Source organism: Rheinheimera sp. A13L (genome assembly GCF_000217935.1).
In the GTDB taxonomy this organism is placed as follows: Bacteria; Pseudomonadota; Gammaproteobacteria; order Enterobacterales; family Alteromonadaceae; genus Pararheinheimera.
Genome location: NZ_AFHI01000001.1, coordinates 244,840 through 271,356, shown reverse-complemented (window position 1 = coordinate 271,356; position 26,517 = coordinate 244,840). Strand labels below are relative to the sequence as shown.

The 26,517-nt window shown below is 45.2% G+C and carries 17 protein-coding genes; all 17 read left to right on the top strand.

Annotated features, from left to right (window positions below; all coding sequences use genetic code 11):
- Positions 1–107: 107 nt before the first annotated feature.
- The 17 genes from RHEIN_RS01075 (at position 108) to RHEIN_RS00995 (ending at position 26,322) form a co-directional block, all read left to right on the top strand.
- Complete coding sequence (locus RHEIN_RS01075) at positions 108–887, top strand: DeoR/GlpR family DNA-binding transcription regulator (RefSeq protein WP_008897116.1); 780 nt, start codon at positions 108–110, stop codon at positions 885–887.
- Between the two features lie 6 nt (positions 888–893).
- Entirely contained in the window at positions 894–2,723 is a 1,830-nt protein-coding gene (gene glmS / locus RHEIN_RS01070; protein WP_008897115.1) for a glutamine--fructose-6-phosphate transaminase (isomerizing), read from the top strand.
- A gap of 158 nt (positions 2,724–2,881) precedes the next feature.
- The gene (locus tag RHEIN_RS01065) at positions 2,882–3,709 is read left to right on the top strand and encodes a heteromeric transposase endonuclease subunit TnsA (protein ID WP_008897114.1); all 828 of its coding nucleotides are present in this window, start codon (positions 2,882–2,884) and stop codon (positions 3,707–3,709) included.
- A complete protein-coding gene (locus tag RHEIN_RS01060; protein WP_008897113.1) occupies positions 3,693–5,786 on the top strand; it encodes a DDE-type integrase/transposase/recombinase in 2,094 nt (697 codons plus the stop codon). Before RHEIN_RS01065 ends, RHEIN_RS01060 begins: the two co-directional genes overlap by 17 nt.
- Positions 5,783–7,423, top strand: a complete 1,641-nt coding sequence (locus tag RHEIN_RS01055; protein ID WP_008897112.1) for an AAA family ATPase — start codon at positions 5,783–5,785, stop codon at positions 7,421–7,423. The genes RHEIN_RS01060 and RHEIN_RS01055 overlap by 4 nt, the downstream gene beginning before the upstream one ends.
- 281 nt (positions 7,424–7,704) lie before the next feature.
- Positions 7,705–9,405 carry a VPA1262 family N-terminal domain-containing protein gene (locus tag RHEIN_RS01050; RefSeq protein WP_008897111.1) on the top strand — a complete coding sequence of 567 codons (1,701 nt, stop codon included), beginning with the start codon at positions 7,705–7,707 and terminating at the stop codon, positions 9,403–9,405.
- 59 nt (positions 9,406–9,464) lie between these two features.
- A complete protein-coding gene (locus RHEIN_RS01045; protein WP_008897110.1) occupies positions 9,465–10,106 on the top strand; it encodes a hypothetical protein in 642 nt (213 codons plus the stop codon).
- A gap of 2 nt (positions 10,107–10,108) precedes the next feature.
- On the top strand, positions 10,109–12,016 hold the full coding sequence (locus RHEIN_RS01040) for a hypothetical protein (RefSeq protein WP_008897109.1): 1,908 nt from the start codon (positions 10,109–10,111) through the stop codon (positions 12,014–12,016).
- Positions 12,017–12,284: 268 nt separating this feature from the next.
- The gene (locus tag RHEIN_RS01035; RefSeq protein ID WP_008897108.1) at positions 12,285–13,787 is read left to right on the top strand and encodes a TnsD family Tn7-like transposition protein; all 1,503 of its coding nucleotides are present in this window, start codon (positions 12,285–12,287) and stop codon (positions 13,785–13,787) included.
- Positions 13,788–13,797: 10 nt separating this feature from the next.
- The gene (locus RHEIN_RS01030) at positions 13,798–15,408 is read left to right on the top strand and encodes a Tn7-like element transposition protein TnsE (RefSeq protein ID WP_008897107.1); all 1,611 of its coding nucleotides are present in this window, start codon (positions 13,798–13,800) and stop codon (positions 15,406–15,408) included.
- 163 nt (positions 15,409–15,571) lie between these two features.
- A complete protein-coding gene (locus tag RHEIN_RS01025; protein WP_008897106.1) occupies positions 15,572–16,666 on the top strand; it encodes an AAA family ATPase in 1,095 nt (364 codons plus the stop codon).
- A gap of 18 nt (positions 16,667–16,684) precedes the next feature.
- Entirely contained in the window at positions 16,685–18,892 is a 2,208-nt protein-coding gene (locus tag RHEIN_RS01020; RefSeq protein WP_008897105.1) for a S8 family peptidase, read from the top strand.
- A gap of 17 nt (positions 18,893–18,909) precedes the next feature.
- A complete protein-coding gene (locus tag RHEIN_RS01015) occupies positions 18,910–19,506 on the top strand; it encodes a DUF6338 family protein (RefSeq protein ID WP_008897104.1) in 597 nt (198 codons plus the stop codon).
- Between the two features lie 228 nt (positions 19,507–19,734).
- A complete protein-coding gene (locus RHEIN_RS01010) occupies positions 19,735–21,594 on the top strand; it encodes an esterase/lipase family protein (protein ID WP_008897103.1) in 1,860 nt (619 codons plus the stop codon).
- Entirely contained in the window at positions 21,591–22,544 is a 954-nt protein-coding gene (locus tag RHEIN_RS01005; protein WP_008897102.1) for an AAA family ATPase, read from the top strand. Before RHEIN_RS01010 ends, RHEIN_RS01005 begins: the two co-directional genes overlap by 4 nt.
- A complete protein-coding gene (locus tag RHEIN_RS20210) occupies positions 22,544–25,444 on the top strand; it encodes a formylglycine-generating enzyme family protein (RefSeq protein WP_008897101.1) in 2,901 nt (966 codons plus the stop codon). The genes RHEIN_RS01005 and RHEIN_RS20210 overlap by 1 nt, the downstream gene beginning before the upstream one ends.
- Positions 25,441–26,322, top strand: coding sequence for a formylglycine-generating enzyme family protein (locus tag RHEIN_RS00995; protein WP_008897100.1), 882 nt, complete (start codon positions 25,441–25,443; stop codon positions 26,320–26,322). The genes RHEIN_RS20210 and RHEIN_RS00995 overlap by 4 nt, the downstream gene beginning before the upstream one ends.
- Positions 26,323–26,517: the final 195 nt, after the last annotated feature.

Here is a 26,517-nt window from a genome sequence, read left to right as displayed (position 1 = left end):
CCTCCTTTACCACTAATCTACCCAATAGCTGAATTTAACCTTCACTCTTGCCTTTAAGTTTCGTTTCTGTAAAATGCCTTTCGAAACGAAACTTAAGTGGTTGGCAGATGAACAAACGAAACACCCAACAACGTCGCCGCGTTATTCTTGAGCTGCTCAATCAGCAGGGCGAAGTGAGTGTGGATCAGTTGGCCCATCACTTTGAAACTTCTGAAGTGACTATTCGTAAAGACTTATCTGCGCTGGAAGACAACGGTCTGTTATTGCGCCGTTATGGCGGCGCAGTGCAAGTGCCACATGAACTCATTCAGGAAGCAGCAGTCGAAAAAGTTTCGGAACGAAAGCAAATTCTGGCCAAAGCAGCGGCTGAGCTTATTCGTGATCACAACCGCATTATTCTCGACAGCGGCAGTACTACGGCAGCTTTATTGCCTGAACTTTCGCATAAACAAGGTTTAGTGGTGATGACCAATTCCTTGTCTATTGCCAATGCGTTACGTGAACTGGAAAACGAACCTACGCTGTTGATGACAGGTGGCAGTTGGGATCCGCAGTCTGAGGCTTTTCAGGGCCAGCTGGCGGAACAGGTATTACGTGCATACGATTTTGACCAGCTGTTTATTGGTGCCGATGGCATTGATCTGCAGCGTGGTACTACTACTTTTAATGAGCTGACTAACTTAAGCCGGGTTATGGCCGAAGTGGCGCGTGAAGTGGTGGTGATGGTGGAATCCGACAAAATAGGCCGGAAGATCCACAACTTAGAATTGCCCTGGTCGTCTATCAAAATACTGGTAACAGACGACAAGTTACCCGCCAGCGCAAAACAACAAATAGAACAACAAGGCGTGAAGGTGATTTGCGCCCCCCTTGGATCAGTGGAGTAAGACTTTATGTGTGGAATAGTAGGTGCTGTAGCACAACGTGACGTAGTAGACATTCTGGTGGAAGGCTTACGCCGTCTGGAATACCGTGGTTATGACTCAGCCGGTGTGGCCATCATCAGCCCGGCAGGCGAATTACAACGTATCCGCCGTTTAGGTAAAGTAAAAGAACTGTCTGACGCGGTGAAATTAACCCCTGTTGCTGGCGGCACTGGTATTGCGCACACCCGCTGGGCTACACACGGCGAACCTTCAGAGCGTAACGCTCACCCACATGTTTCAGGCAATATCTCTGTAGTGCATAACGGCATTATCGAAAACCACGGCCCATTGCGTGAGATGTTAAAGGCCAAAGGTTATGTGTTTAATTCAGACACAGACACTGAAGTCATAGCGCACTTAGTGGCTGAAGAAATGAAAACAGCTGGCTCTTTGTTAGCTGCAGTACAAACTGCGGTTAAACAATTTAACGGCGCGTACGGCACTGTGCTGATGGACCAAAACGACCCAAGTCATTTAGTAGTGGCCCGTTCAGGCAGCCCGCTGGTGATAGGTTTTGGTATTGGCGAAAACTTTATCGCTTCAGACCAACTAGCTCTGTTACCTGTGACCCGTCGTTTTATGTTTTTAGAAGAAGGCGACGTGGCCGAAATTACCCGTACCAGCGTCACTGTGTATGGTAAAAACGGCGAGCAGGTTGAACGTGCTATTACTGAATCTACTGCCAGCTACGATGCAGGTGACAAAGGTCAGTACCGTCACTTTATGTTAAAAGAAATTTACGAACAGCCACATGCCATCACCAACACTTTAGAAGGCCGTTTAGGTTCTGATTCAGTGCTGGACGAAACTTTTGGTAACGGCGCAGCTGAACTGTTTAAAAAAGTACGCCACGTGCAAATTGTTGCCTGTGGTACCTCGTACCACTCAGGTATGGTGGCCCGTTACTGGCTGGAATCTTTGGCTGGCATCTCCTGTAACGTGGAAATCGCCTCTGAATTCCGTTACCGCAAATCTTTTGTACAGCCAGGCAGCTTACTGGTCAGCATTTCCCAGTCAGGTGAAACTGCAGATACTTTAGCGGCCTTACGTTTAGCTAAAGAAGCAGGTTATATCGGCAGCTTAACTATTTGTAACGTAGCGGGTTCTTCGCTGGTGCGTGAATCTGATCTGGCCTTTATGACCCGTGCTGGTGCTGAAATTGGTGTGGCGTCCACTAAAGCTTTCACTACTCAGTTAGTGGGTTTGTCTATGCTGACGCTGGCCATTGGTAAATACAATGGTTTAACGACAGAGCAGCAACTGGACATGGTGCAGGCGTTAAAAACTCTGCCAGCCAAACTGGAAGAAACTTTAACCCTGGCGCCAAAAATCGAAGCTTTGGCCACAGAATTTGCCGACAAACACCACTCTTTGTTTTTAGGCCGTGGCGACCAGTATCCAATAGCTATGGAAGGCGCACTGAAGTTAAAAGAGATTTCTTACATTCACGCTGAAGCTTATGCCGCAGGCGAGCTGAAACACGGCCCGTTAGCGCTGATTGATGCCGATATGCCAATTATTGTGGTAGCGCCAAACAACGAACTGCTGGAAAAACTGCAGTCAAACGTAGAAGAAGTGCGTGCCCGTGGCGGTATTCTGTATGTATTCGCCGACGTGGATGCCCACTTTAAATCTGACGCTACGCAGCGTGTGATCAGCGTGCCACACGTGCACCCACTGATCGCCCCAATTATCTACACCATCCCGCTGCAGTTATTAAGCTACTACGTTGCTATTATCAAAGGCACAGACGTAGACCAGCCACGTAACTTAGCTAAGAGCGTCACTGTCGAATAAGGCATTGATTTAAAATCTTTTTGTTGTGGTCTGACATAATAGTTCTAAACGAGATAAAATAGTCTTAAAGCGTGACAGTAAAGAACTAAACAGAACAAAATAGTTGTAAACCATTAAAGTCCAGTTATGCTGTTTAAAAAGCATACTGGACTTTTTTTATGGCTAGAGCGCAGCAATCGCTTTCAGAAACTGAAATTGCCCGTCGCATCAAGAATGGGCGCGGCCAGGGTCATGGAGAACATTATAAGCCCTGGTTTCATGTTCAGGATGTCCCATCAGATGGGCGTTCTCATCGTATTTACTCTCATAAAACGCGGCGGGTTCATCATCTGCTTTCCGATCTGGAATTAGCAGTTTTTCTTGTGCTTGAATGGTCGTCAGACATTACAGATATCAGGGAGCAATTCCCTTTAAAGCGAGATGAAACCCGAGCTCTCGCTGCAGAGCATCAACTGAGACATCCTTCTGTCCGAGGTGTTGATCAGGTGATGTCGTCAGATTTCCTTGTCGACGCTACGACGGGTCCTGACAGACAGTTCGCTATTCAGGTGAAACCAGTGAATGAGTTAGCCAAGCCTGGGACTATCGAGAAGCTTGAGCTGGAAAGGCGCTACTGGCAGTTAAAGCAAATCCCATGGTTTCTTGTCACCGAAGAAGAAATTGATCTGGTGATAAAACAGAACATCGAATGGTTATATCCAACAAAAAATGATGCTGCAGTGGATCCTGCTTTGTTAGCTCAGCTGCCATTTTTATCTAAGGCATTTAGCAAAGCTCAGGACTCAAAGGTCATTGATGTTTGCAAACATTTGGATACCGCATACGAGCTGGAGCTCGGCCACAGCTTACGAGATGTTCGGACTTTGGTAGCCAATGGCTTTATTAAATTTAATATCAATAAGGCGTTTCGTTCTGTGAAGGCATCAGAGCTCAGGTTCTGTCAGTTTGAAGATATGGAGGCCTTGCTGCATGTGGCAAATCAATGAGGTTCTGAGATTTGACGAACAGCCCTATCGTATCTTAGCTGTGTATCCGGGCGAGCTCGTCTGGATCCAAATCGATAGCGATAAGGGTTTCCCCGAATTTATCCTGGAACTGAAGCTTATTTCCTACCTGGATGAAGGCCGGTTGCTCAGAAGCACAGACCCTTACGCATTTCTGCATGATGAAGAGCCAGAGGTTGGGTCTGTTGCATTTAATCGACGTGAAAAAGCACTGGCCATTATTCAGCCCATTATTGTTGACGAGCTGTGTTTTGAAACTAAAGCCAGAGCGCGACGGGTGACTGAAGTTGAGATGGCTGGTGTAGCAACCAAAGCGACTATTTATAAGCTACTTCGCAGGTTTTGGCAGCGAGGCCAGAAGCCCAATGCGTTATTGCCAGACTTCAAAAACAGTGGAGCCCCGGGGAAATCCAGAGCGGCATCAGGCACAACAAAAGTTGGCCGTAGCCGGTTATACGGCGATGGTTCGGGTATTAAAGTCACTGTCGATGTTGAACGAATATTTCGGGTCAGTATAGAAAAGCACTTATTAACTCAGAAAAAACTTCAAACAACGGTCGCGTATCGTCGTTTCAGGGATTTGTTTGCACAGTACCACCCTGAAGTCTTGCCTGAAGATTTCCCCACGTTACGGCAGTTCCGGTATTTTTATAACCGGGAGTATAAGAAGCCACAGCGGTTACTTGAAAGCACGAATCCCGGCATCTACAAAAAGGATATTCGCCCTTTAACCAGCACTGCCACTGCCCATGTGCTGGGCCCTGGCAGCCGATATGAGATTGATGCAACTATTGCTGATATTTACCTGGTTGCAGATGACGACCGCAGTAAAATCATCGGCAGGCCTACCCTTTATATCGTGATTGATGTGTTCAGCCGAATGATAGCTGGTTTTTATATCGGTTTTGACAACCCTTCCTATGTGGTGGCTATGCAGGCTGTGGCAATTGCCTGCACTGAGAAGGTTACCTCCTGTAAGTCTCTTGGTATAGATATCACTCCGGACGAATGGCCATGTGTTGGTTTGCCTGATGTTATTCTGGCAGACCGCGGTGAGATGATGAGCCATCAGGTGGACGCGCTGATTACTGGGTTTAATCTGCGGGTCGAAAGCGCACCTCCGAGACGTGGTGACGCCAAGGGCATTGTTGAAAGTTGTTTCCGTACTCTTCAGGCCGAATTTAAACCCTATCTGCCTGGTGTTGTTACTGGTAACAGAGTGAAAAAACACGGAGAGCGGGATTATCGTCTTGATGCCGTAATGACGATCACTGACTTTGCCCAAATAATGCTGAAGACTATTCTTTTCCGAAACAACTACCATGTGATGGATAAGTACGATCGTGATGCGGACCTGCCTGCTGATATCCCTTCAATTCCAATTCATTTATGGAACTGGGGCATGCAGCACAGGGTTGGTAATTTAAGGCAGGTTGATTCTGAGCAGTTAAGGATTGCTTTGTTGCCACGGCAAAAGATCAGTATTTCTCAATACGGCGCAAATATGTGGGGTATCTACTACAGCTGTCCAGAATTTCTTCGAGAAGGGTGGCTACTGCGAAGCCCGGATATTCAGCGTTCTCAGAAACTGGAGGCCGCTTACAACCCAGGCTCTGCAGATACCATTTATCTGTTTCCACAACCTGGTAGCCGGACCTACTGGACTTGTACTCTTACTGATCGCAGTCGCCAATTTCGAGGACTGACATTCTGGCAAGCTTGGGAGCTTCAGGCTCAGCAAAAACATAACATGGCAAATGCCAGGCTGGATGAAGATGCAAAACGGCGGGAACTGGATGCTTTTATAAAAGAGAAAACTACCAGTGCTATCCGAGCAACTCCAGCCATTAAAGAGTCAGGCCAAAAGCGTATTGCGCAGATCAGGGGTAATAAAAAAGAGGCACGTGAAGCTGAACAGTTACAGCGAGCCAGGCCTGCAAATGAAGTAAAAGACAAAGCGCTTGCGCAAGTTATTCCTTTGCGCGAAGCAGAAGAGGATTACAGTCTGCCAAACTATGTTCCGGACTTGTTTGGTGACCAAGATGGAGAACCTGAATGAGCGCAACAAAAATTGATGCCGTCTATCGGGACGCCGATGTTACAGCTTATAAAGGCAATCTGTTTATTGAGGCTTTGCCGCCACTGCAGGAATCTGTAAATAGTGCTGCAGCTCTGCGTTCGACGTCATTTTTCGATGCGTCAGATCTGCAGAAACCAAGAGTTGTTCGCGCCCACAGTATTTGCCGTATCACCAATGACTTTTTCCAGCCGCTGGGCTCTCACATGCTACTGAGTGAGCGTGTTTCGCTAATGATTCGTGGTGGCTATGTTGGCCGCAATCCTAAAACAGGCGACCTGCAGCGACACTTACAAAATGGCTACGAAAGAGTTCAAAGTGGCGATTTGTCTAGCTTCAGGTTTGAAGATGCGAAATCCACAGCTCAAAGTATGTTGCTGATTGGCTGCTCAGGCAGTGGAAAAACAACGTCTTTAGCGCGCATCCTGGACACCTATCCTCAAGTCATTTATCACCCGACTATGAATTTTGAGCAAGTGGTCTACCTGAAAGTGGACTGTTCACACAATGGTTCGCTTAAAGAAATCTGCCTGAACTTCTTTCGGGCGCTTGATAAGGCGTTGGGCTCGAATTATGAGAAAAAATATGGCCTCAAACGTAATGGTATTGAGACTATGCTGGCACTGATGGCTCAGATAGCCAACGCCCATGCGGTAGGTTTGCTTGTTATTGATGAAATCCAGCATTTAAGCCGGGTGAAATCTGGCGGCCCAGAAGCGATGCTGAATTTTTTCGTGACAATGGTGAACACTATTGGTGTGCCAGTCATGCTGATTGGAACGCCTAAAGCCAGGGAAATTTTTGAAATTGATCTCAGGTCAGCCCGACGCGGCTCAGGTTTAGGTGCGATTTTTTGGGAACCGATGAAACAAGGACCCAATGGTAAGCGTAACCCTGAGTGGGTTGCCTTTACCGATAACCTCTGGAAGCTGCAGTTATTGCAGAGCAAGGATTTGGTGTTGACCGACGATTTACGGGACCTTTGGTATGACCTGAGCCAGGGCGTTATGGATATCGTTGTTAAGCTCTTTGTGTTATCTCAGTTACGAGCTTTGGCTTTGGGTAAGGAGCGACTCACTCCAGGCCTAATGAAACAGGTATATAAAGACGAGCTAAAACCCGTTCATCCTATGCTGGAGGCCCTTCGATCTGGCGTTCCGGAAAAAATTGCGCAGTATTCTGATTTGATGCTGCCGGAAATGGACAAGAGACTTATACAACTGCAAAGGGACATTGCTGGCATGAAGGTCGAAACTCCAGAGGAGTTAGCGCTCAAACAGCTGGCAACAGACGACGAACGTAGAATCTACCTGATGCTCAAAGACGATTATGACTCAAGCCTGCTTGTCGCAACGGTGCGCAAAGCATTCGCTGAGAATCCTAAGCTGACTCGCCCTCAACTGTTACCAGTAATTTTGAATTGGCTGTCAGATGCCGACAATTCAGTTGAACCAGAACAACCGAAAATACGTGCTAAGAATACCAAACCTGATCAGTGGGATACTTTGGATTGGGATGACTTGCGCTATATCAGTTCTCAGCAATCGTCAGCGACAGCCGTGCATTCAGCTTTGGGCGCTAAGGGTTTGTTGTTTGATTTGAATAAATGGGTTGGTTGAGGGGTAACTTGGCGCACATCGACTCTGACTTTTTTAGAATGTCAAAAGCTAGCATTGATAAAATTTCGTTTTTAGCGTGACCTCCATTGTCACTTGACTAAAAAAACACAGGAATATATTGTTTATGCAGCTTGCTGATTTGGCGTATATTAATCGATTTTTATTCAGTAAAGAGGCTTTGGGAACGATTATTTGCCACAGTTATGCTCTTACAGATACAGGATCGAATTGGTTCACAGAAATATCTTAACTCAGCGTCTTCGACTGGTAGCGAGCACTACATGGAAAGTAACGAAAGCAGTAACCCCTACAGTAAATTGACTGACGGCTTCGAACATGCGGTCGTGCATGTCGCTGTGGTTGTACCACCACGATCTACATCTGAGCCAACTCCTCTACGTTTGCTGTTCGCATCGGTATGGTTGCTGGCATCAGGTAGGCAAACCCCTTTGAGACCTGCCAAGCCTTACTTCAAACAATTCAACGAAGAAGGCGCTATTGCGGTCGACCGTATCGTCATGACCGCAGAAGAAGCCATCCGGTGGTATCGAACCGCATCTGATGAACTTGGTACACCCATTCCCCTTCGTGATGCCCGGAAGAACTCTGATGGAGTGCCCCTTTCCGCTGGCAGGCTAAGTGACTTTCCAACATGGCCTGTATTGGGCGTGCCCTTGGAAAGTGACGACATCACGCTTAAATCTGAACGTCCTTCAATCCCCTTCCGTAACCTTGGCATCATCAGGTACTCACGTCGAATTTCAGACAGTCAAGAATGGCCGAGTTTCCTTGACCAAGACGGACAAAGCAAACATTGCCAAGAAGCCTTCAAATTCCTAGAGCACCACATGCATGTCGATTTTAGGGAGTACCCTGAATATATAGGTGGGATGGCGCTCGCTGTGCCTGACTGCGATGTTCATTCAGTCCGGCAATTCGTTGATCCTAAAGAAGACGGTTCCGAATCGTTGTACATCCATTTGAAGCCCCACCCAGGCAGGAAACTTGAAGGTTTGAGCCTGACCTCTATGGAAGGGCAAGAAGGGATACTCACCTCCTTTGATACAGTTCCGGTACCGGAGGATGGCTTGGTTGTGATTGAAAGACCGTCATCCATCCATGGCTCCGGTCTTATCCTGACACACACAGAACGCGGAGTCTTACTGCAAACGCCCATGCGACAGTTCCTTCGGCAAATGAACACGAAGATTGACTTGGTCGAGCAACGCATTAAGGTTTCGGTTCCCGAGACGGATAAAAAGAAGAGCGCAGTAGATGAGTACGTCACCGATAAAAAAACCTTAGCGTCCTCACAAACATTGGGGAAAGCACCGAATACAACAAATGCTTTCCAGCGTTTGCTAGACGCAAAAAATGAGCGACTCCTTAATCACAGTGCCAAGGTATATGAGCAAACGTGGTTTACGGCTGACCAACGCAAGGAAGCGCTCGAACACATCAGGAAAAAGTTCAAGCAGGCTAACTCAAGCATCTTCATCGCTGATCCATACTTCAGCGCAAACCAGATTCCCCAATATCTATTTGCTATTGAACGAGACGAGATCAAGATACAAATCCTAACTTCAAGCAGTGCTTTCAAACAGATCAACGAAGCGACAACTGGTACCGAAATTGATAGTGAGGCGACACAGGACACACACCAAAAATTGCTAGAAAATCTAGCTATCTTCCAAGATAGTCACAAGAACAATATTGAAATCAAAGTAGCGAATACAGAAAACAGTCTGTTTCATGATCGATTCATCGCGATCGATGGTCGTGTATGGATGATCGGCAGTTCTCTGAACTCTATCGGTATACGGCCAACGCTTACCATGCGCATACCCCATGGCGAGAAAATCCTCGATCATCTTCTGCGCCTCTACAACAACGCTCTTCCTCTGGAGGATTTCAAAGTCCCGCGGAAGGCACTTAAGAAGCCATGCGTTCACTGTGGGCGTGACGTGAAGGACGCGAAATAAGTGCATGAGGTGCAACGGAACTGATGCGCAGACGACGCAAGGAGCGCAGGATGTGAATAATGGCTAAGCTAACTTCACGAAACAGTGTCAATACGACCCCGCAGGTGGTAGAGAAGAAATTTTCTCCACAATTACTTATACCTTGCGAGGCGACTCAGGGTGGCGAAAGCCATCATCATTTCCCAGAGTATGATGCCATTATGGCTCGGTATGGAGTTGATGACGTACGTATAGTAAGAGAATTTGAGAAAGCTATCAGCACCGCGCAACGGGTGTGGATAATTGATAAGCATCTATTTTCTGAAGACGGCAAAAATCCTAGCCACGGTCGAAGAATAAAGAAAGTTGTGAATTGGTTCCTCACAAACCATATTCAAACTATAAGAATTTTAACAGGTCATCATGATGACCAAGCAGAAATCGAGAAAGAATTTAAGGCATTAGAAGACTCAGTAACAGATGGTCGCGCAAAGGTCGACGATCCCTTAAAAGTGGAGATCTCATTTGCCCTCAAAGACTTCGATTATATTCACGATCGCTTTGCAATCATTGATGAAGAGCTATGGCATTTTGGCGCTACTGTAGGTGGCTTCCACCGAGATGTAAACGCAGCGAGTAGAGGCTGGAGTGCTGATGCCCATAAAGCTGTCCAGTTTTTTGATACAGCTTGGAAGATGGCCAACGCCAACAGGAAAAAATAGTCATGAACAAAGAATGGCAATTGCCACCTGCTTATGAATCTGAAATGCAGAAATCATACACAATCGCCGAGTCGTTAATTAGAGACTTCGCAGAAGGTAGCTTTGCATCTCCCGATTTATTGATCACGTCTGTAACAGAATACTTTTGCATCCAGGATGATGCCGAGAATGCTCTTAAGAGGTTTACCACTCACTTGGACGGTTCTCACGAGGACTTCGATGCGTCGGACGATCCGAGAATTCAGGCGACTTTGGTGATCGGAATTGTAACAGCCTGGGCTTCTTCAGAAACTGAAAACTGGTACACAGCCTTCAGGGCTCTCGTCCGAAACTCATGGTGGGTCGAGCATTTGTGGACGGAAGTGGCACTGGTCGTAGCTCTGAAAAATGATGCTTTCAAAGAGGCACTCTTAAATTTAGCCGAACAACATTTCGCCGATGCTGAAAAAAAGCTGCTTCAGGAATATGGGGTTGATCCATCCCATCCAATCACCCTCGATGAAATTTGGTACGGACATACCAGGGAAAGTCGGACCGATGATTCCAGTTGGCCATGGGTTAAATTACTAGCAAAGCTTGATCTCAACACATTGTTTAAATGGATGAACTCCACACAAAGCCTAGTCTTGATCAATCGAGTACTCGACAGCCCTGAGTTTTATCGTAACTACGATTTATGGGAACAGTTCACATACAGGTCTCCAACAAGTTTCCAAAGCGATGGCTCGTGGGATGGTGCCCTATTGCTACCTAGCTTGCTCAGGCGCGGAAGTATGCAACTCATTCACATTGCTGATGGGTATGGACATCCTCCCTCTGTGTTAGAGCCGCACGTCGAATCTCTGCTCGCTTCTTTCGTTGATACTGTCGCCAAAAGATCCGATTTCGAGGGTCTATTTAAGCGTTGGGGCACATGGCTCACTCGCCAGTACCTCAACTTCCCTGATAACAACTCGGGTCAAAAACGATCTCTGAGTAGCCAAGATATATTATGGGCATTAGCCGATAAACTCCCACTTCCTTGTTCTCCAACCGTTTCCGAGCAATTGAATTTTTCTTGGGAGCCATGGGTTTATCAATCCATGCTAGCACTTCTACATTCGAACCAGCCCGACAGGTTTCCGGCACCGGACATCAGAGATTTCATCAACGAATGGAACTTGACACCTACCGAGTGGAACTCCTCCAAAGGTCAGTCGATTAGAAGCCATGTTAGTGAATATCACGCTACTCAGCCCAACAACTATGCTTGCCGGGTGCTCGGGTATTCCGTCGCATTGAGCGATAACTTCACCAGTCACTGGCTGAATATGTGGAACTCTAGTGTTGCGCTGAGGGAAATTCTCGAATTCCGTCCCATTTATAAAATTTCCGCAGAATGGCAACCCTCAGATGCTTCAAGACTGATGTGCACATTGGTTGACGTAGGCTTAGGGATTCTGGACTGTACTGCTAACGCACAGGAAACTCTCAATCCCGAAATACTTAACCAATCCGCCGCGCTATTTCAAGCGCTGTGGGAAGCTACCACTGAGATGTTAAGTATTGACTTCTATGGTAACGACTTCTGGCCAATCATGCAGCAACACCTAGTCATTCGCCGGCTACAGTGGACAGTAGAAGCAAAAAACGCGAATGATGACCATTACAGTATATGGCTGGATAAGGCCACCTACCCGACGTCACCGGAGATATTGGCCTTAGTCGCCAGCAATCCCTGTTCATTCATAAGCCTGCTGCCCATACTTGTGCAAAACAAAGTCCCTAAGCAAACCTTGAAGGACTTGCTCAACCAGGCCGAAATTGACTTAGTCTCTCTCGTATCGAGTGCCGACAGATACCAGAGCGGGCCTGAGATGAAATTCAAGATATATCCTTATCACGTCAACTTGATTGAAGAGTTAGCTTAGGTCATCAAATAATATCGGATGGATCCCCTCTATTTTCTTGCCGCATCCGACCGACTCCTTTTCGCTCTTATCAGCCCATAGGAGATTGACGCAAATACTTGTGCGTAAGTTTGAATGTTGTGGTGAGCAGAGATTGAACGAGTGGTAAAGTTCAAGTGAATCTGGTGGTAACTTTGGGTGATCTTTTACACATCAGGGAAAACTGATACTAATGGAGTCATATGACTCTATATTTAATAGCAGACATTAGCTTTCTGAGTTAGCAGTCATGCTCAACTTCCCGGTACCCTACCCAAATGAGCTCATTTATAGCACAGTAGCTCGGACCGGCACTTATCTGGGTATATCCAGCCCTAAACAATTACTGGATGAGGTGTATGGTGATCGCAAAGTAATTGCCACCATGGACCTTCCTTGTCATCTGCAGGCTATTTCTAACCAGCTGAAAAGAACAGGCCGATATTCTGTTGATGAGCTGGTTTATCAGCACACACTATTCCCGCTGTATGCCCCTTTTGTTTCTGAAGAACACAGGCTCAAGGCATTGAAGATGATGGCAGCAAGCTCGCAGGGGGCTGTCCACTTAATGCTTGGTGTTGCTGCTTCACGAGTTAAATCAGTACATGGGTTCCGCTATTGTGCTGCTTGTGTGCAGCAGCAACTAAAGACGCATGGGGAGTGCTTCTGGTTGCGTGAGTGGTATTTTCCTGGTCTTGGTGTTTGTCCTGACCACGGTTCATTAACTTTGCTATCTGAAAACATAGGCGACCATCGGCATTTATTTTTACCTTTGCAACAAGCTACCGGTAAAACACAAAGCTGCGCCGACGTAGGTTCTGAGCAGATGGTGCTTGCATGCTTAGCTCGCGAGTTAATGCAGTTGTCCCCGGGGAAATCACCATCATTTGAACAGTGGACAGAGTTCTATCAATGTCTGGCTGTTGATTGGGGGTTCTCCAGAGGTAAACAAGTTCTGCACGACCGAGTCTATGACCGTATCCGGCAACAATTCTCTGTTCACACCTTGTCTGAGCTTCATCTGCAGGGACCTATTAGTGAAAGCTTTTGGCTGAGATCTATGTTTCGGAAGCACCGTAAGGCCTTTAGTTATCTGGAGCATTTAATTGTATGGGCAACCCTTTTACCAGAAATGACGCCTGCTGAAATTCTTAACCAGGTGCGGAAATTGGGTGACAAGGTGTGGCCAGCATTGGATCTGACTTGTAGTCCTGAGACTCCAACTGTGGTCGATACGCAAAAACGCGAAACTTGGCAGAGTTTGGTTCGGGAGCGTGGAACTAAAGCTGCCCGAAAGGTTGAGCTTGGGGGCGCTCTGTACGCTTGGTTATACCGGAATGACAGAGCTTGGCTAATGGAGTTTAACAAGCAACACAAATGGCCAAGAGATTTGCCGGGTCTTAAAGTTGACTGGCATAAGCGTGATATGACAGCGAGTCGTCATCTATTGCGGCTGATTTATCAGTCCGACTTACGGCTAGACCTGCCCAGGTTATCCGCTAACTGGTTGCTTCAGCAGTTACCCAACAAAGCATCCATTTCAAAAAATATTCGCAAATTACCTCTGGTTAACAAAGTGCTACAAAGATATGCTGAGTCAATCACGGAGTACCAGCTGCGTCGTATTTGTTGTATCTATACGCGATTAATGGATGAACACATACCACCTAAAAAGTGGCTCGTTCTTCGTATGTCAGGTTTGAGTAAAGAACGTATTACTCCACAGGCCGCTGCAATATTGCGGATGTTGTAAAGGAGATAGGATGCCAAGGATTGCCGGTTTTGATGACGATGTTCAAATTGTACATATAGGTGAATTGTTCAGAGCTCGTAGCAAGCGAGACTGGTATATCAATGTCTGGTGTCGCCCTTTACAGGATAAAAAGTCGACCCGGATATCCAACCTGGCGTTATTGAGTCGCAGCAAGCGCATCAACAGTAGTAAGCGTGGAGAAAACCCTGCTGACCGTGTGATTGAACTTCCTTCAGGATATCAATTGTTTCCGGCAAAACTGGCCGATTTTCCTGACTTAAGTAATTTCGATTCAGTCAGAAAAGCAGAAAGCCGGCAGAATGCTTTCATCTACACAGAGCAAAAGCCTAGAAGAACCGTTAAGTACGTCATACCACAGCTTGAACTGGCCAGAGCCATCTTTTTAATCAACTCTTACCTATGCCGTGCTTGTCTATCCAGCACAACATTACAGCTCGAATTTGACGTTCAACGTCCTTACTTCCACAAGCATGTCGACATTCATGTTTTAAAGACCAGTACTTTTCCCCTCAGTGCTTTTGATCAAAGTGGTACCACCATGATTCTGGCTTGGCTGCTGACCAACATCGATGCCATGAACTCTTTTCAGAGCATTTATTCGCACTATATGCGGGATCGACAATTCAAAGGAATATGGGAGTCGTGGTGCTTCAGCTTTGATCCCCCTCCAATGGACAATTGGACCCTCCATGTCCGTGGACGTTTTAGCGACGACAAATCGAGCTACCTGGTTGAGGAAATCATAGGTATTGATATCGATGCCGAAATGCCTGTACTGGTTGCTTTTATTCATCCTGATTTTGTCAAAAAGGAAAATAAAGATGGCTCCGTCCGTCATGGTTCTGGGTCTGTTGACTGGCGGGACCAGGAAGAAGAGTATGAAATTGACGATGAAGAATCAGCATCCGATCAGAATCAAACCACAGTTATTGAGAGTGGTGCATCTTTTGTTCGTTTTAAAAATCCTTGTTCTGTTGTTAAGCAAGAACGATTTACGCCAAGTCATAAGCTGATTATTGATGAGGAATCTGAGCGGGAAGGCGGAAAACAGGTCAGTACTGATGAGCCAAATCAGGCAGGTAAACTTCCTTCGGCTGATGTAGGTGGAAAGCAGGATCTTACAGACAGAGAACGTTACTTCGCGGGGCGTTTTATCAGCTTCGATCATATGGTTAGAATTTTAGTATTCGCATATGGCTGTACTATTTTGCACCAGGACACCTTGGCGTTGCCGAAAGTTGGTCGCAGCCAGCAACAAATGTTGGAGAACGGAACACCTCGGGTGATCAAGTCGGTGTGGCTCAGATACCGTGCTCAACAAGTTGTATTACTGGAGGTTGATACTTCTGATGGCGTCAAAATGCTATCAACCAAAATACTTTTCAACGCCGACCCAACCAAATGGGATGAGCAGTATCTGCAGATTCGGAAAGGAGTTGTGTCTAAGTCCTTATCCTGGCCAAACGAATTACTCGACACACTTTACGGCGAACATGGACACAGAGGTATTAATCACCCAAAACATCAGGGCGCTGAGGCTGGGAATATTCCCCGAGAGTCACTGGAAAGCTGGGCGCTGAGATTTTTATCTGCAATTTAGATTAGTGTTGGCGTATTTAACAGTAGATGCACATGTTAGTGGCTTTTTTTCTATTTTTTAATAAATTAGTCATCTCACAATTGCGTTAAAGTCCTTATTTTATATGGATGAAATGTGGTAAAGTGACTAAAGTTAATAAACTATATTAAAATAGACACTTTATATGAAGCCAGAAGATTTGATAAACATGACACGACTAGCGCTTAGTGGCGAAGAGTCTGATGTCAGACTTTTTGCTGCTCAGTTAGTACGCAAATATCGCAAAACTGATCCTAAAACAGCATCTCAGCTAGAGGATTTGCTGAAGTCTGCGCCAACGAGAAGTAGTTCTGTGCTACGAAAACAGAATATTAATACTGATACATTTCAAGTAACCTCAATCTCTGATCCGCAAATTAATGGTTTGCTAAAATATGAATTCTCTACGCCTATTGAACGCCCTCTGCTCAGTACGTCTATAGAGCAAAGTTTTATGCAAGTAACTGCTGAACATAGGCGTGTAGAAATTCTGCAGAAAAAAGGCCTTAAACCAACTAGTTCGATTATTTTTAAAGGTCCTCCTGGCGTTGGAAAAACTATATCAGCCAGATGGCTTGCAAACGAATTAGACCTTCCTTTCTATATTCTTGATTTAACTTCAGTTATGAGTAGTTTGCTTGGCAAAACAGGTAATAATTTGAGGGCTGTAATCGATTTTGCCAAATCGCATCCGTGCGTGCTGTTTCTAGACGAAATTGACGCTATTGCCAAGAGACGAAATGATGAATCAGATGTGGGGGAGTTGAAAAGACTTGTCACTGTAATGCTGCAGGAAATTGAGAATTGGCCTGCGTGCGGATTATTAATCGCAGCCACAAATCACCCTGATTTGGTGGACCCTGCTATTTGGAGAAGATTTGATCTCGAAATACAGTTCTCACAACCAACGGAAACACAACTGAAACAGGCTGTTAATGAGTTTCTTGGCGACGACGCTGCAGATTTTGCTCCTTGGATGGAAGAGATCCTTAGCCGGTTAAAAGGAAGCTCTTTTAGCGATGTGAAGAGGTTAGTAAGCAGCTTGCGAAAGCTAAGGCTGATTAATCCAAATCGCTTTGAATCGACAATGTTAGAAAAGCTTGTGCCTGATCTGGGATTGTTAAGTAGAGCTGAGAGGATTAATATGGCTGTCGATTGGGTACGAAAATTCGATATGCCCATACTTAGAGCCGCTAAGATGTTCAGTGTGAGTAGAGACACTATAAGAAAGTCCATTTAAGAAAAATAGAGGTGTGTGATGACAAGGAAGACAAATTACTTAATAGGTAACGCTCAAGAATTAGCGTACACAGTTCCTCCTCCTAAAATGAATCCTCAGTCAGTAGAGTTGTATACAGCATATGAGCTTAAACAGCGGCTAAAACCTCAGTTTGATAGTGTCCTAAATCGACTTGATAAGTTATCGGAACAATTATGCCCTCGTGGGTATGCCGTAACTAAACTAACTTTACATCCTTCTTACATAGCCAAAGGACATTTTCCACGCAAGTTGATTTCTACTTTAGGGTTCAGATCTATAGGGAGCAAGTCTGATTACGTCATGCCTGATAAGTGGACTCGCAAGGGAACACCAGAGGAGTGTCCTACCACTGTTTTGTATTTAGCAGGTAAAAAAGATGGGCTACAAGAGTTTTTAAAGCACTTCGAATCACACCTTCAAGATGACGTGCAATTTAATGATTTAAAAAAAGTATGGCAGATAGACACAGTTGACTCATCCAGCAAAATCAAAATAACAGAACGTCAAAGTTGTACCTACTATGAAGTTGGTCTGCACCTTATCCCAGAGATGAGTACAGACTTCATTAAGACAGCATTTTTAAAATATGCATCGGAACTGGAGATAACGGTTCGACCAGAATTGTCAATTGAAGTATCTAATTTATGGTTCATTCCTGTTGAAGGTCCAGAAGTCAAAGTGAAGATGCTTGCGGACTTCAGTTTTGTGAGAGTGGTTCGTCCGCTTCCTAGTCTGCGATCTATTAAGCCTCTGATACGACAGTCGTCAGCCCATATATCCGCTAAGTTACCGACTGAACCTCCTTTGGCCCCCGACTTAAAGGTAGCAATTCTTGATGGTGGCATAGCTGAACAATCAGTTTTTACACCTTGGCTAAAGAGTTACAAAATTTCTGATCCTTTAGCTTCCGACTGTACCGACGGTCCTAGTCATGGAACAGGCGTGACCTCAGCTTTTCTATTCGGCCCACTTAAAAGTGGTGAGGTTGCACCTAGACCTTTTTCTTACGTTGACCATATTCGAGTACTAGATAGTAAGATCTCGACTGAGGACCCGTTGGAACTTTATCGAACTCTTACTCATATTGAAGACGTGTTACTTTCGCGTCAGTATGAGTTCATAAATATAAGCTTGGGACCAGAGCTTTCAGTTGATGACGATGAAATTCATCCATGGACATCTTTAATTGATCAATATTTATCAGATGGAGAAACGTTTTTAACGATTGCTGCAGGTAACAATGGTCAGAATGACCCATTAGTCGGTCTAAATCGAATACAGGTTCCATCGGATTGCGTTAATGCTATTGCTGTTGGTTCTGCGAGTTCAACATGTGAGGCTTGGAATAGATCTTCTTACAGTGCTGTCGGTCCGGGAAGAGCTCCAGGCCTTGTGAAACCAGATTTACTGGCATTTGGGGGAGAACATAATCAATATTTTCATGTTCTTGGTGAAACTAAAGCTCCTACTATTACACCTCAGATGGGTACAAGTTATGCGTCACCGTATCTGCTTAGGAAGGCTGTTGGTATAAAGGCTATTCTGGGTCATGAGATTACTCCGCTAGCGATTAAAGCGCTTTTAATAAATTCGGCGAGACAAAAGGGTTTATCTCAGGTTGACGTTGGATGGGGAAAAATTCCCGATAATTTACCTGCAATTATCCAGTCACCAGATGGTGTTGCGAAGATCCTATATCAGGGAGAGTTGTCTCCAGGTAAGTATTTAAGAGTGCCCCTTCCTATACCAAAAACCGGGATATTAGGTAACGTTAGAATAAGTGCCACATGCTGTATTGCCTCACCTGTTGATCCACAAGATACCTCTATGTATACGAAAGCAGGTGTTGAAATTTCATGGCTCCCTAACAAAACAAAGAAAAAAGAGTCTTTCTTCCAGCAAGTAAAAATCGCTACGGAGGCTGAGCTTAGAAGAGACGCTGCCAAGTGGGAGTCGGTCCTTCATGCAGAGAAAACGAAAAGAGGTACGTCTTTAGTCGAACCATCATTTGAAATTCACTATGTTGCAAGAGATGGTGGTGACCAAATTAGCGGTACCAAAGCGCCAAAAATAAAATATGCTTTTTTGGTCACATTAGATACTCCTAAACATGAAACAATATTTTCAGACATTTTGAATTCTTATACTGATATTTTGACGGAAATTGAACCAAGAATTTCCACGTCCATTCAAATTGAAACCTAATAGGCGGCTTGCTAGACATGGAATCAGTCTCTACAGAATTGGTATCACTATTACAATTCTTGCTGCCAGGGTTTATTACTGCGTGGATATTTTACGCATTTACATCTTACAAAAAGCCAGAGCAATTTGAGCGTGTTGTTCAGGCATTGGTCTTTACTTTCATTGTTCAGTCCATATTTGAAGTGGTGAAGCTTTTATCGATCGGAATTGGTTTTTACTACAGCCTCGGGCCGTGGAAAACGGAATTAGATTCCACCTTGAGGGCATCAATCGCAATCATTCTTGGGCTAATTTTTTGCTTCTACGCAAATAATGATAAGTTGCACAGTGTTCTAAGAAAATTTTCTATGACGAAGAAAACCTCGTTTCCTTCTGAATGGCATGGCGAATTTTCAAAACGAGTTACATATGTTGTCCTAAATCTAAAGAATGGCCGCAGAATTTATGGATGGCCAAGGGAGTGGCCTGCGGATGCTATGTCTGGGCACTTTTCAATAGAGCAACCGTCTTGGCTAACTGCTGAGGGCGAAATTCCTTTAACAGGGGTGGCTTCTATTGTTTTATCTGCTGGTGACGTGGAATACATAGAGTTTATGGAAAATACTTGGGAGTAAATATGACAAAGAGATCTTCTAACCCTCCACCACCAGCTAATAGACCGTTAGTAGGAAATAACAATAACCCTCCGCCACCAAATAATGTTAGGCCAGCACCACCTCCTGCTCCGCCACCTAAAAATAGCTGATGATCAATTCTCTATTCGTACTGTTTCGAAAGAGAAGTATTTGTTTGCAATACAAGTCTAGATAGTTTGGTTTTCTGATTCATGCAAAAGGATTGAAATGGTGGTGAATGATGCGGAGGTCCAATTGCACCATGTGGCAGGATCCGATGATGCAGCGGTAGATGTGGTGTTTTTTCATGGCTTGGGCGGACACCATCGAGATACCTGGACCAATAAGGATACTGGTCTTTATTGGCCCAAGGCTATTCACGAATCCATGCCAAATGTGCAAGTATGGGCGCTACAGTACCCCAGTGCCATTTTTGGCTGGACCAAAGGACAGGTTGGTGCTATTGGCAGCACCGAAGATATCGCTAATCGTGTGCGTATGCATATCAAGGCAATGGGCCTTATGCAGAATAGTAAGCCTTGCATCTGGGTGTGCCATAGCCTTGGTGGTTTAATTGCTAAATACATTCTGCTGAAAAATAAAAAAACTTCTAAAGCAGATAGACCGTTTGACGATGCCTTGCTTCAAGGTGTTCTTTTTTTGGGTACCCCACATCGAGGATCTAATAAGGCAGACCTTGGTCAAGGCTTTTTGAAAGCAATGAAATCGGTTGTTTCATCAGGTGAAATAGCCATTAAAGGTTACTTACAAGCATTAAGTGGCGGCGTGCCGATCAAAGCGTTGCCAAATTTTTCTAGTCAATTTGTCTGTTTAACGAAACTTATCGAAGATCTGGAGAATCGTAACGACAGACTTTGGAGCCTGGATAGTAATTTCTCACAGTACTTCGGTGAACGCTGGCAACAAAACAAGCCTTTGTTCGTGTCGGTGGTATGTGAAGGGGCTCCTATGCTTATGCCTCCCATGCTAATAGTTGACAAACAAAGTGCTGACCCAGAACTAAGAGTAGAGTCTAACGCTGAAACCGTCACACCCTTAACATTGCCGCTAAATCATTCTGAGTTATCTAAACCACCAAACGAAAATTGTGAGCTGTTTATGTTACTCAGAGAGTTGCTGGCGCGAATTCCTGATTTATATGATCCATTCAAATACTTAACCAATGGTGTTGCTGGAGGAAGACATGCTTGGCACTTGGCTCGCCACTTAAATTGGTGCTTTGCTAGACATCCGAAACACCGACTTTTAGGCGCTTGGAGAGCATACAACGTAGTCGGTTTAGATCCGACGATTTCGGATGAACAATATATACACCAGTTGATTCGATTCATAATGGGTGATGGCTCAGGCGAATCTTGTTTGAATGGTATTTCGTGTATTGCGGCATTTCTTAATGCGAATCTTAACTTTGCAGAAGCTGGAGAGTGGCTTGTATCTTTCTGTGACGAAGTTGTGGGGTGGCTAGCTTTGGTATGTGGTGCGCCCTCACCATTCGAACCTGAACGCACATCCGACGCTGACGAGCTTGTGTATCCAGGTTATGCCAGTCCTGAAAGTCAGATCAATGAAATGTTGCTGGCAACAGCACATGCTCACCACAAACAATGGCCGCTGTACTCGATAGATAGCAGTAAGCCTATCCAAACCGTCGCAATTAGTGAAATTTATGCTCTAGATCCAAACGTCAAGGTTAAGCATGCGGTTGAGTGCTGGGCTCTGGGGGTAAGTCTTGGTCAGCCACAAAGTCTTACTGAATATGCTCAAAATATGGCTGTATCATTTTCTTCAGAGTTATCTGACCGAGAATTGATTCTACTTGAGCAACATGTAACAGACATACGGGCAGAGCAAAAGGGAATAGTTATCGATTCAAGAGAAAGTATTTTGGTTGATGAACAAAGAATTGATTTGAGAGCTTCCGTGCTCCTACCTGCTCTAACCGTTGTGACCGCCTCTACGACTCCAGAAGGAAAAGAACAAGTTAAGCTTCAGCAAGCGATTTTGGCTTATCGGTATAAAAGAGCTGTTTTTTTATCCACTACGATAAATAATAGAGTATCGTTATGAAAACCACCATGAATCCTGCGACTTTACCTGAGATATTGCCTCTTCCTGCTCCACTGCAGGGACAGTATCTATTGCCTCCAGAGGCAAAAACTGCATTGCAACTTGCATGTGTGCGGCCACGCCCATTGCTTGTTGTTGGTGAGGCTGGCGTTGGGAAAAGTCAATTGGCTTTGGCGTTGGCTACCCATTGGCAGGTCCCCTGTTTGAAGTTTGTCGTACAGTCAGGTACGCAGGCTGACGAGCTGTTATATCATTTTGATGCCGTACAGCGCTTGGCTCAGGCGCAAGTCTTAGGAGCCAGCAGATGCGCGCAAGACGCTGTTACCCAGCTGCTTCAACCTAAACGTTTCCTTCAACCGGGTGTGATGTGGTGGGCATTAAATTGGCAAAATGCGATGGAACACATTTTGAATAACCAAGTACAATATGCCGTTTTACCCCCACAACCCGAGGGCTGGCGACGTGGGGCCGGTTGCGTGGTATTAATCGACGAGATTGATAAAGCCACTTCCGATGTCCCCAATAATTTGCTAGATGTGTTGGACTGCAGCTGTATAACTTTGCCAACAGGCGAGATTGTTGAACCTGCAGCTATTAAGCCACTGATCATTATCACGTCGAATGGAGATCGAGATTTGCCCGCCCCTTTTTTACGACGCTGTTATGTGTTGCACTTAGATTTTCCAATCGACAACCCTGAAGAGTGGCTACTGCAGCGTGCTAGGGTGCATTTCACCAGAGAACAGTTGGCGGATCCAGTGTTGAGGATTGCTGCCCAGCAAATACTGGCTGACCGATATAGTGCGAGTAACATAGATTATAAACCTGGTGTATCGGAGTACCTCGATTTGTTGTACGCAGTGGATGCCTTGAGTAAAGATGCTGAGCAGCAATGTGAACTGCTAAAACAACTCGGCCAATATGTGTTGAAACGAGAAATAAGGCGCTGATGAGCACAAAAGAGCCGTTAAAGCACCAACTTCTTTCGATGGCTAGATTGTATAAATCAGCAGCCCGTGGACGTGCGGATCTATTGTTAGCATGCGCGGCCAAGGTAGAGCTGGCTCCAGCACTGCTAGGCTTTGATTTTGTTCCCACCGATTGTTCTGCTGAGTTAAAGCAAATTCAGGAACAAACTAATAAAAAAATGCCAGCTAAAACTGAGCATTTACGGCGTTCCCCTTTACGGATGCCAAGAGCCTATGCGGTTACTGAACAAGCTCAGGAAGCTTCAGCACAAAGCGAAGCTTCTCCTTTGCAATGGCTCGCCATGGAGTGTGCAGAGTGGGATCGTTATTTTACCCTTGAGGGTTCACAAGCATTGGTGTGTCAACCTTTGTGGCCGGATTTAGCGGATGTACGTACATGGCTGGATACTGTAATTGCCCGTGAGCCCCAGGGTAAGATAGATTGGTATCGTGCAGCTCAGCGGTTGGCAAAGGGCGGTGTACTGCAGCACCTACCACGCAGGGCTCGAGTGGCTATAGCCAGTGATGTTCACTTACTTATTGACGGCAGTGCTGCTTTTCAGGCGTTAGAAGGAGACGCACGTTTTTTAGTTAGGCATTTATTACAACTTTGTGGTGGTCAACTATACGTATGGCGCTTACCAAAAGGGCCGAATGAAAAATGGCAACCGATAGGGGCTGAAGGAGCGAAAGCTCCAGGTCATTTGTTTGGTAGCTTGTTATTGGTATTTAGTGATCTAGGTGTTGTAAGTGGCAACACTTCCGCTTGGCAGCAAGCAATACGTGGTTGGGTACAGCAAGGAGCACAACTGTTAGTGTTGTTTCCTGGACACCGCCAAGAGTTACCTACTGTTTTGTGTCAACCAGCTGTTTGTATTGAGGCAACTGCGTTGCAGAGTATCGTAAAAAAATCTAACACAGACGCAGCCAGTGTGGTCTCAGATAAAGCAGATATAAACACACCTTTGGAGCGATTGCTGCAAGCTTTGTCAGTTACTATGTGGCTGGATGCTCCCCTGATTAGGGAGGTGCGGCAGGCGCTATTACCTGAGTCGAGCCCTTTACTTGAACTGCAGCTTATGCAGCATCCGTCTATTTTTTTGCGGCAAGTAGCTTTTGCTCAATGGCGTCAAGGTCATAGAGTTGCATATCAGACCAAGTTTTACAGTGACCCTTTCTGGACCCAAGATAGAGTTATATGCTTAGCAAGCATTCTACGCACAGCCCACAAACATCTGAGTCAAGCATTAAAAGATGAAGAATTACTTGATCTTGCTGTGACCTCGCAGCTGACTTCTAAAACTATGTCGTGGTTAGATTTTGATAAAATTCCTGATGCTGTGGCCCGAGTGGAACGTATGCTTGCTCGGATGCGCTCGGAAATTTTGTTTAACAGTGATGCTTTTGTTCATAGCAATTGGCGAGATTATCTCAGCGCTCGTTGCGCTCGTACTTCCATGGTGTTAGCCGCACAATTTCCAGAGCTTTACAATAAGTTCTCTGTGGTGGAAACCCTGTTGTCCATTCCCATTGGACAGATTCAACAGCACAGCAATCCAGACCCCGCTTATTTGGATCCGACGGCACCAACTGTGAAACATCGACAAATGTGGTTATGTCAGGATGGAGTTGGGATCTGGCTCTGCCCAGCTACAAATAATAAAAAATCTTTGGCTAAAGTAATACTACATTCTACTTGGGTCCGTGGGCACTGGGTTAAAGCAATACATGATGGAAAAGTATTGCACAATTGGCCTTTGCATAGCATTAGTGTACCTAAATTGTTGCTTTCACATCAACAATTTGATGGCGCACTAGAGCTTGAATACCATAACGGACAAATGCAATCAGACATTACCAGTAATCAGCTTGTACATATATGCCCACTAAATCGCCCTTTTGCGGATAATTTTTTCGAAAGGAAGAGTGAATTGCTATCTAGTATCAAAACCCCTTGGGGTGAGCAGCGAATGGCGGCAGATGCGAGCAAAGGCGCTTGGCTGTTGCAGAGTGGTGAAAACGAGATGCCTGATAACGTCTCGCTATGGCTGGATGATAAAGGCATTGGTATGTCTATCATGTTAAAAATTGGAATGGATTTGCGTTTACGCTATATCCCCCCTGGAAATTTTATAAAAGGGGCTCCACAAGATATAGATATGCTAAATCGTGGCGGGTTCATTCAGCATCTGGTTACATTGAATGATGGGTTTTGGTTGGCAGCGACCCCTTGCTCGCAGGCATTGTGGCAGGCTGTTATGGGCTATAACCCTAGTTACTTTCGAAAAGAGAAAAATGCAGAGCTACTCCCTGTTGAACGAGTGTCATATCAGGATGTATGGTCATTTTTGCGAAAATTACAGACGATGCTACCTTCTACCGTAACGGCAAGTTTACCAAGCGACTCCGAATGGGAATATGCCTGCAGAGCAGGAGAGAAAACTGCTTATTGGTGGGGTGATTCTTTTGACTCTCGATTGGCGAATACGAACTATCGAACTATGGACAGTTTATTCGGACCGAAAGGGACATCATCGATGCATGTGTATTCTGCGAACCCTTGGGGTTTATATGACATGCACGGCAACGTCTGGGAGATGTGTACTTACGATAGATATTATGATGAGATTTCATCAGATATTCAAAACCTTACAATGCCTATAAAGCAGAGATTTTTTCTGCGTGGCGGCTCTTGGCTCCATCCCCCCACAATGGCTCGGGCTTGGTACAGGCGTGAGAAGTCGATCCACGAACATTCCATGGATCAAGGTTTCCGATTTGTCTTACGAAATGTTAATTACTCTGATGAACTTCACCCTGAATTGAACCAAAACGTACTAATTAAAAATGTTTATAACCCTTTTACAAAAGGGGGCTTATGAGTTTATGGCCCGTTGAAGTGAGGCATCGTGTGCCGCTTGATTTTCCTCCGGTTTGGGCTTGTGCTTGGGGGGATGATATTTATGGTTTATGGGCTGATTTAGATATTAAAGGAGTTGTACAGCGTTTGCGCTGGATTGAGCCGTCGCGAGAGCATGGTTTCTGGTTCGGCGCTTCTCAGGCTGAGCGTAACTCTATAAATGACAAAAATGGGTTTGAATTTGCTAACAAGTATGAAGCAGAACCGAGACTAATTAAGATCGTTTACGGTTTTTGGATGGCGGATACACCATGCTCTCAGGCTTTTTGGTTGGCTGTGGTTGGTGGTGAAAATCCAAGCCATTTTCAGCCTAAAAAGGATCTGTTGCACTATCCAGTTGAGCAGGTACCTTTTTATGACGATGATAAAGGTGTTGGACTGAATAGCTTTTTTGTTGCATTAAATCAGTACTTACCTACTTGTCTTGCTACTTTACCAAGCGAGGCTGAATGGGAGTATGCATGCCGCGCTGATACTTTGACTGCTTATTGGTGGGGAAATAAATTTCATTCAAAGATGGCTAATGTTGACCACACTGGACTGATCCGCTGGGAAGAGCATAAAGGAACTAGCCGAATGTATTTTTTTCCTCCTAATCCATGGGGGCTGTACGATATGCATGGCAATGTGTGGGAATGGTGTGCTGATTCTTGGCGAGAAAACTGGCAGAAAAGAGAGTTAATGCAAAACTCAATAGAGGACATTTTTACTGTACGTGGGGGGTCATGGTTCTCTCGTCCCGCGCGCGCGCGCGCCGCATATCGGGATTGGTGGCTTGCTGAGGGGCGCTCTCGGGATTTAGGATTCCGGTTTGTCCTTAGAGAAAATATTTCGACCTAAAGTATGTGTTAAAGTTTAGATCGGTTTAGACGCATAAGAATTTAAGTTTAGGTATATTTTGTCTTTTTTTATCAAATGGGTAAATGTTGGATTTAGATTTATTTTGTGATTTTTTGACAGTAAATGTTATTCATAATGGGCTGCAAAGGTAATACGTTTTACAATTATTATGTCACACCACATTTGTAAAGCCTG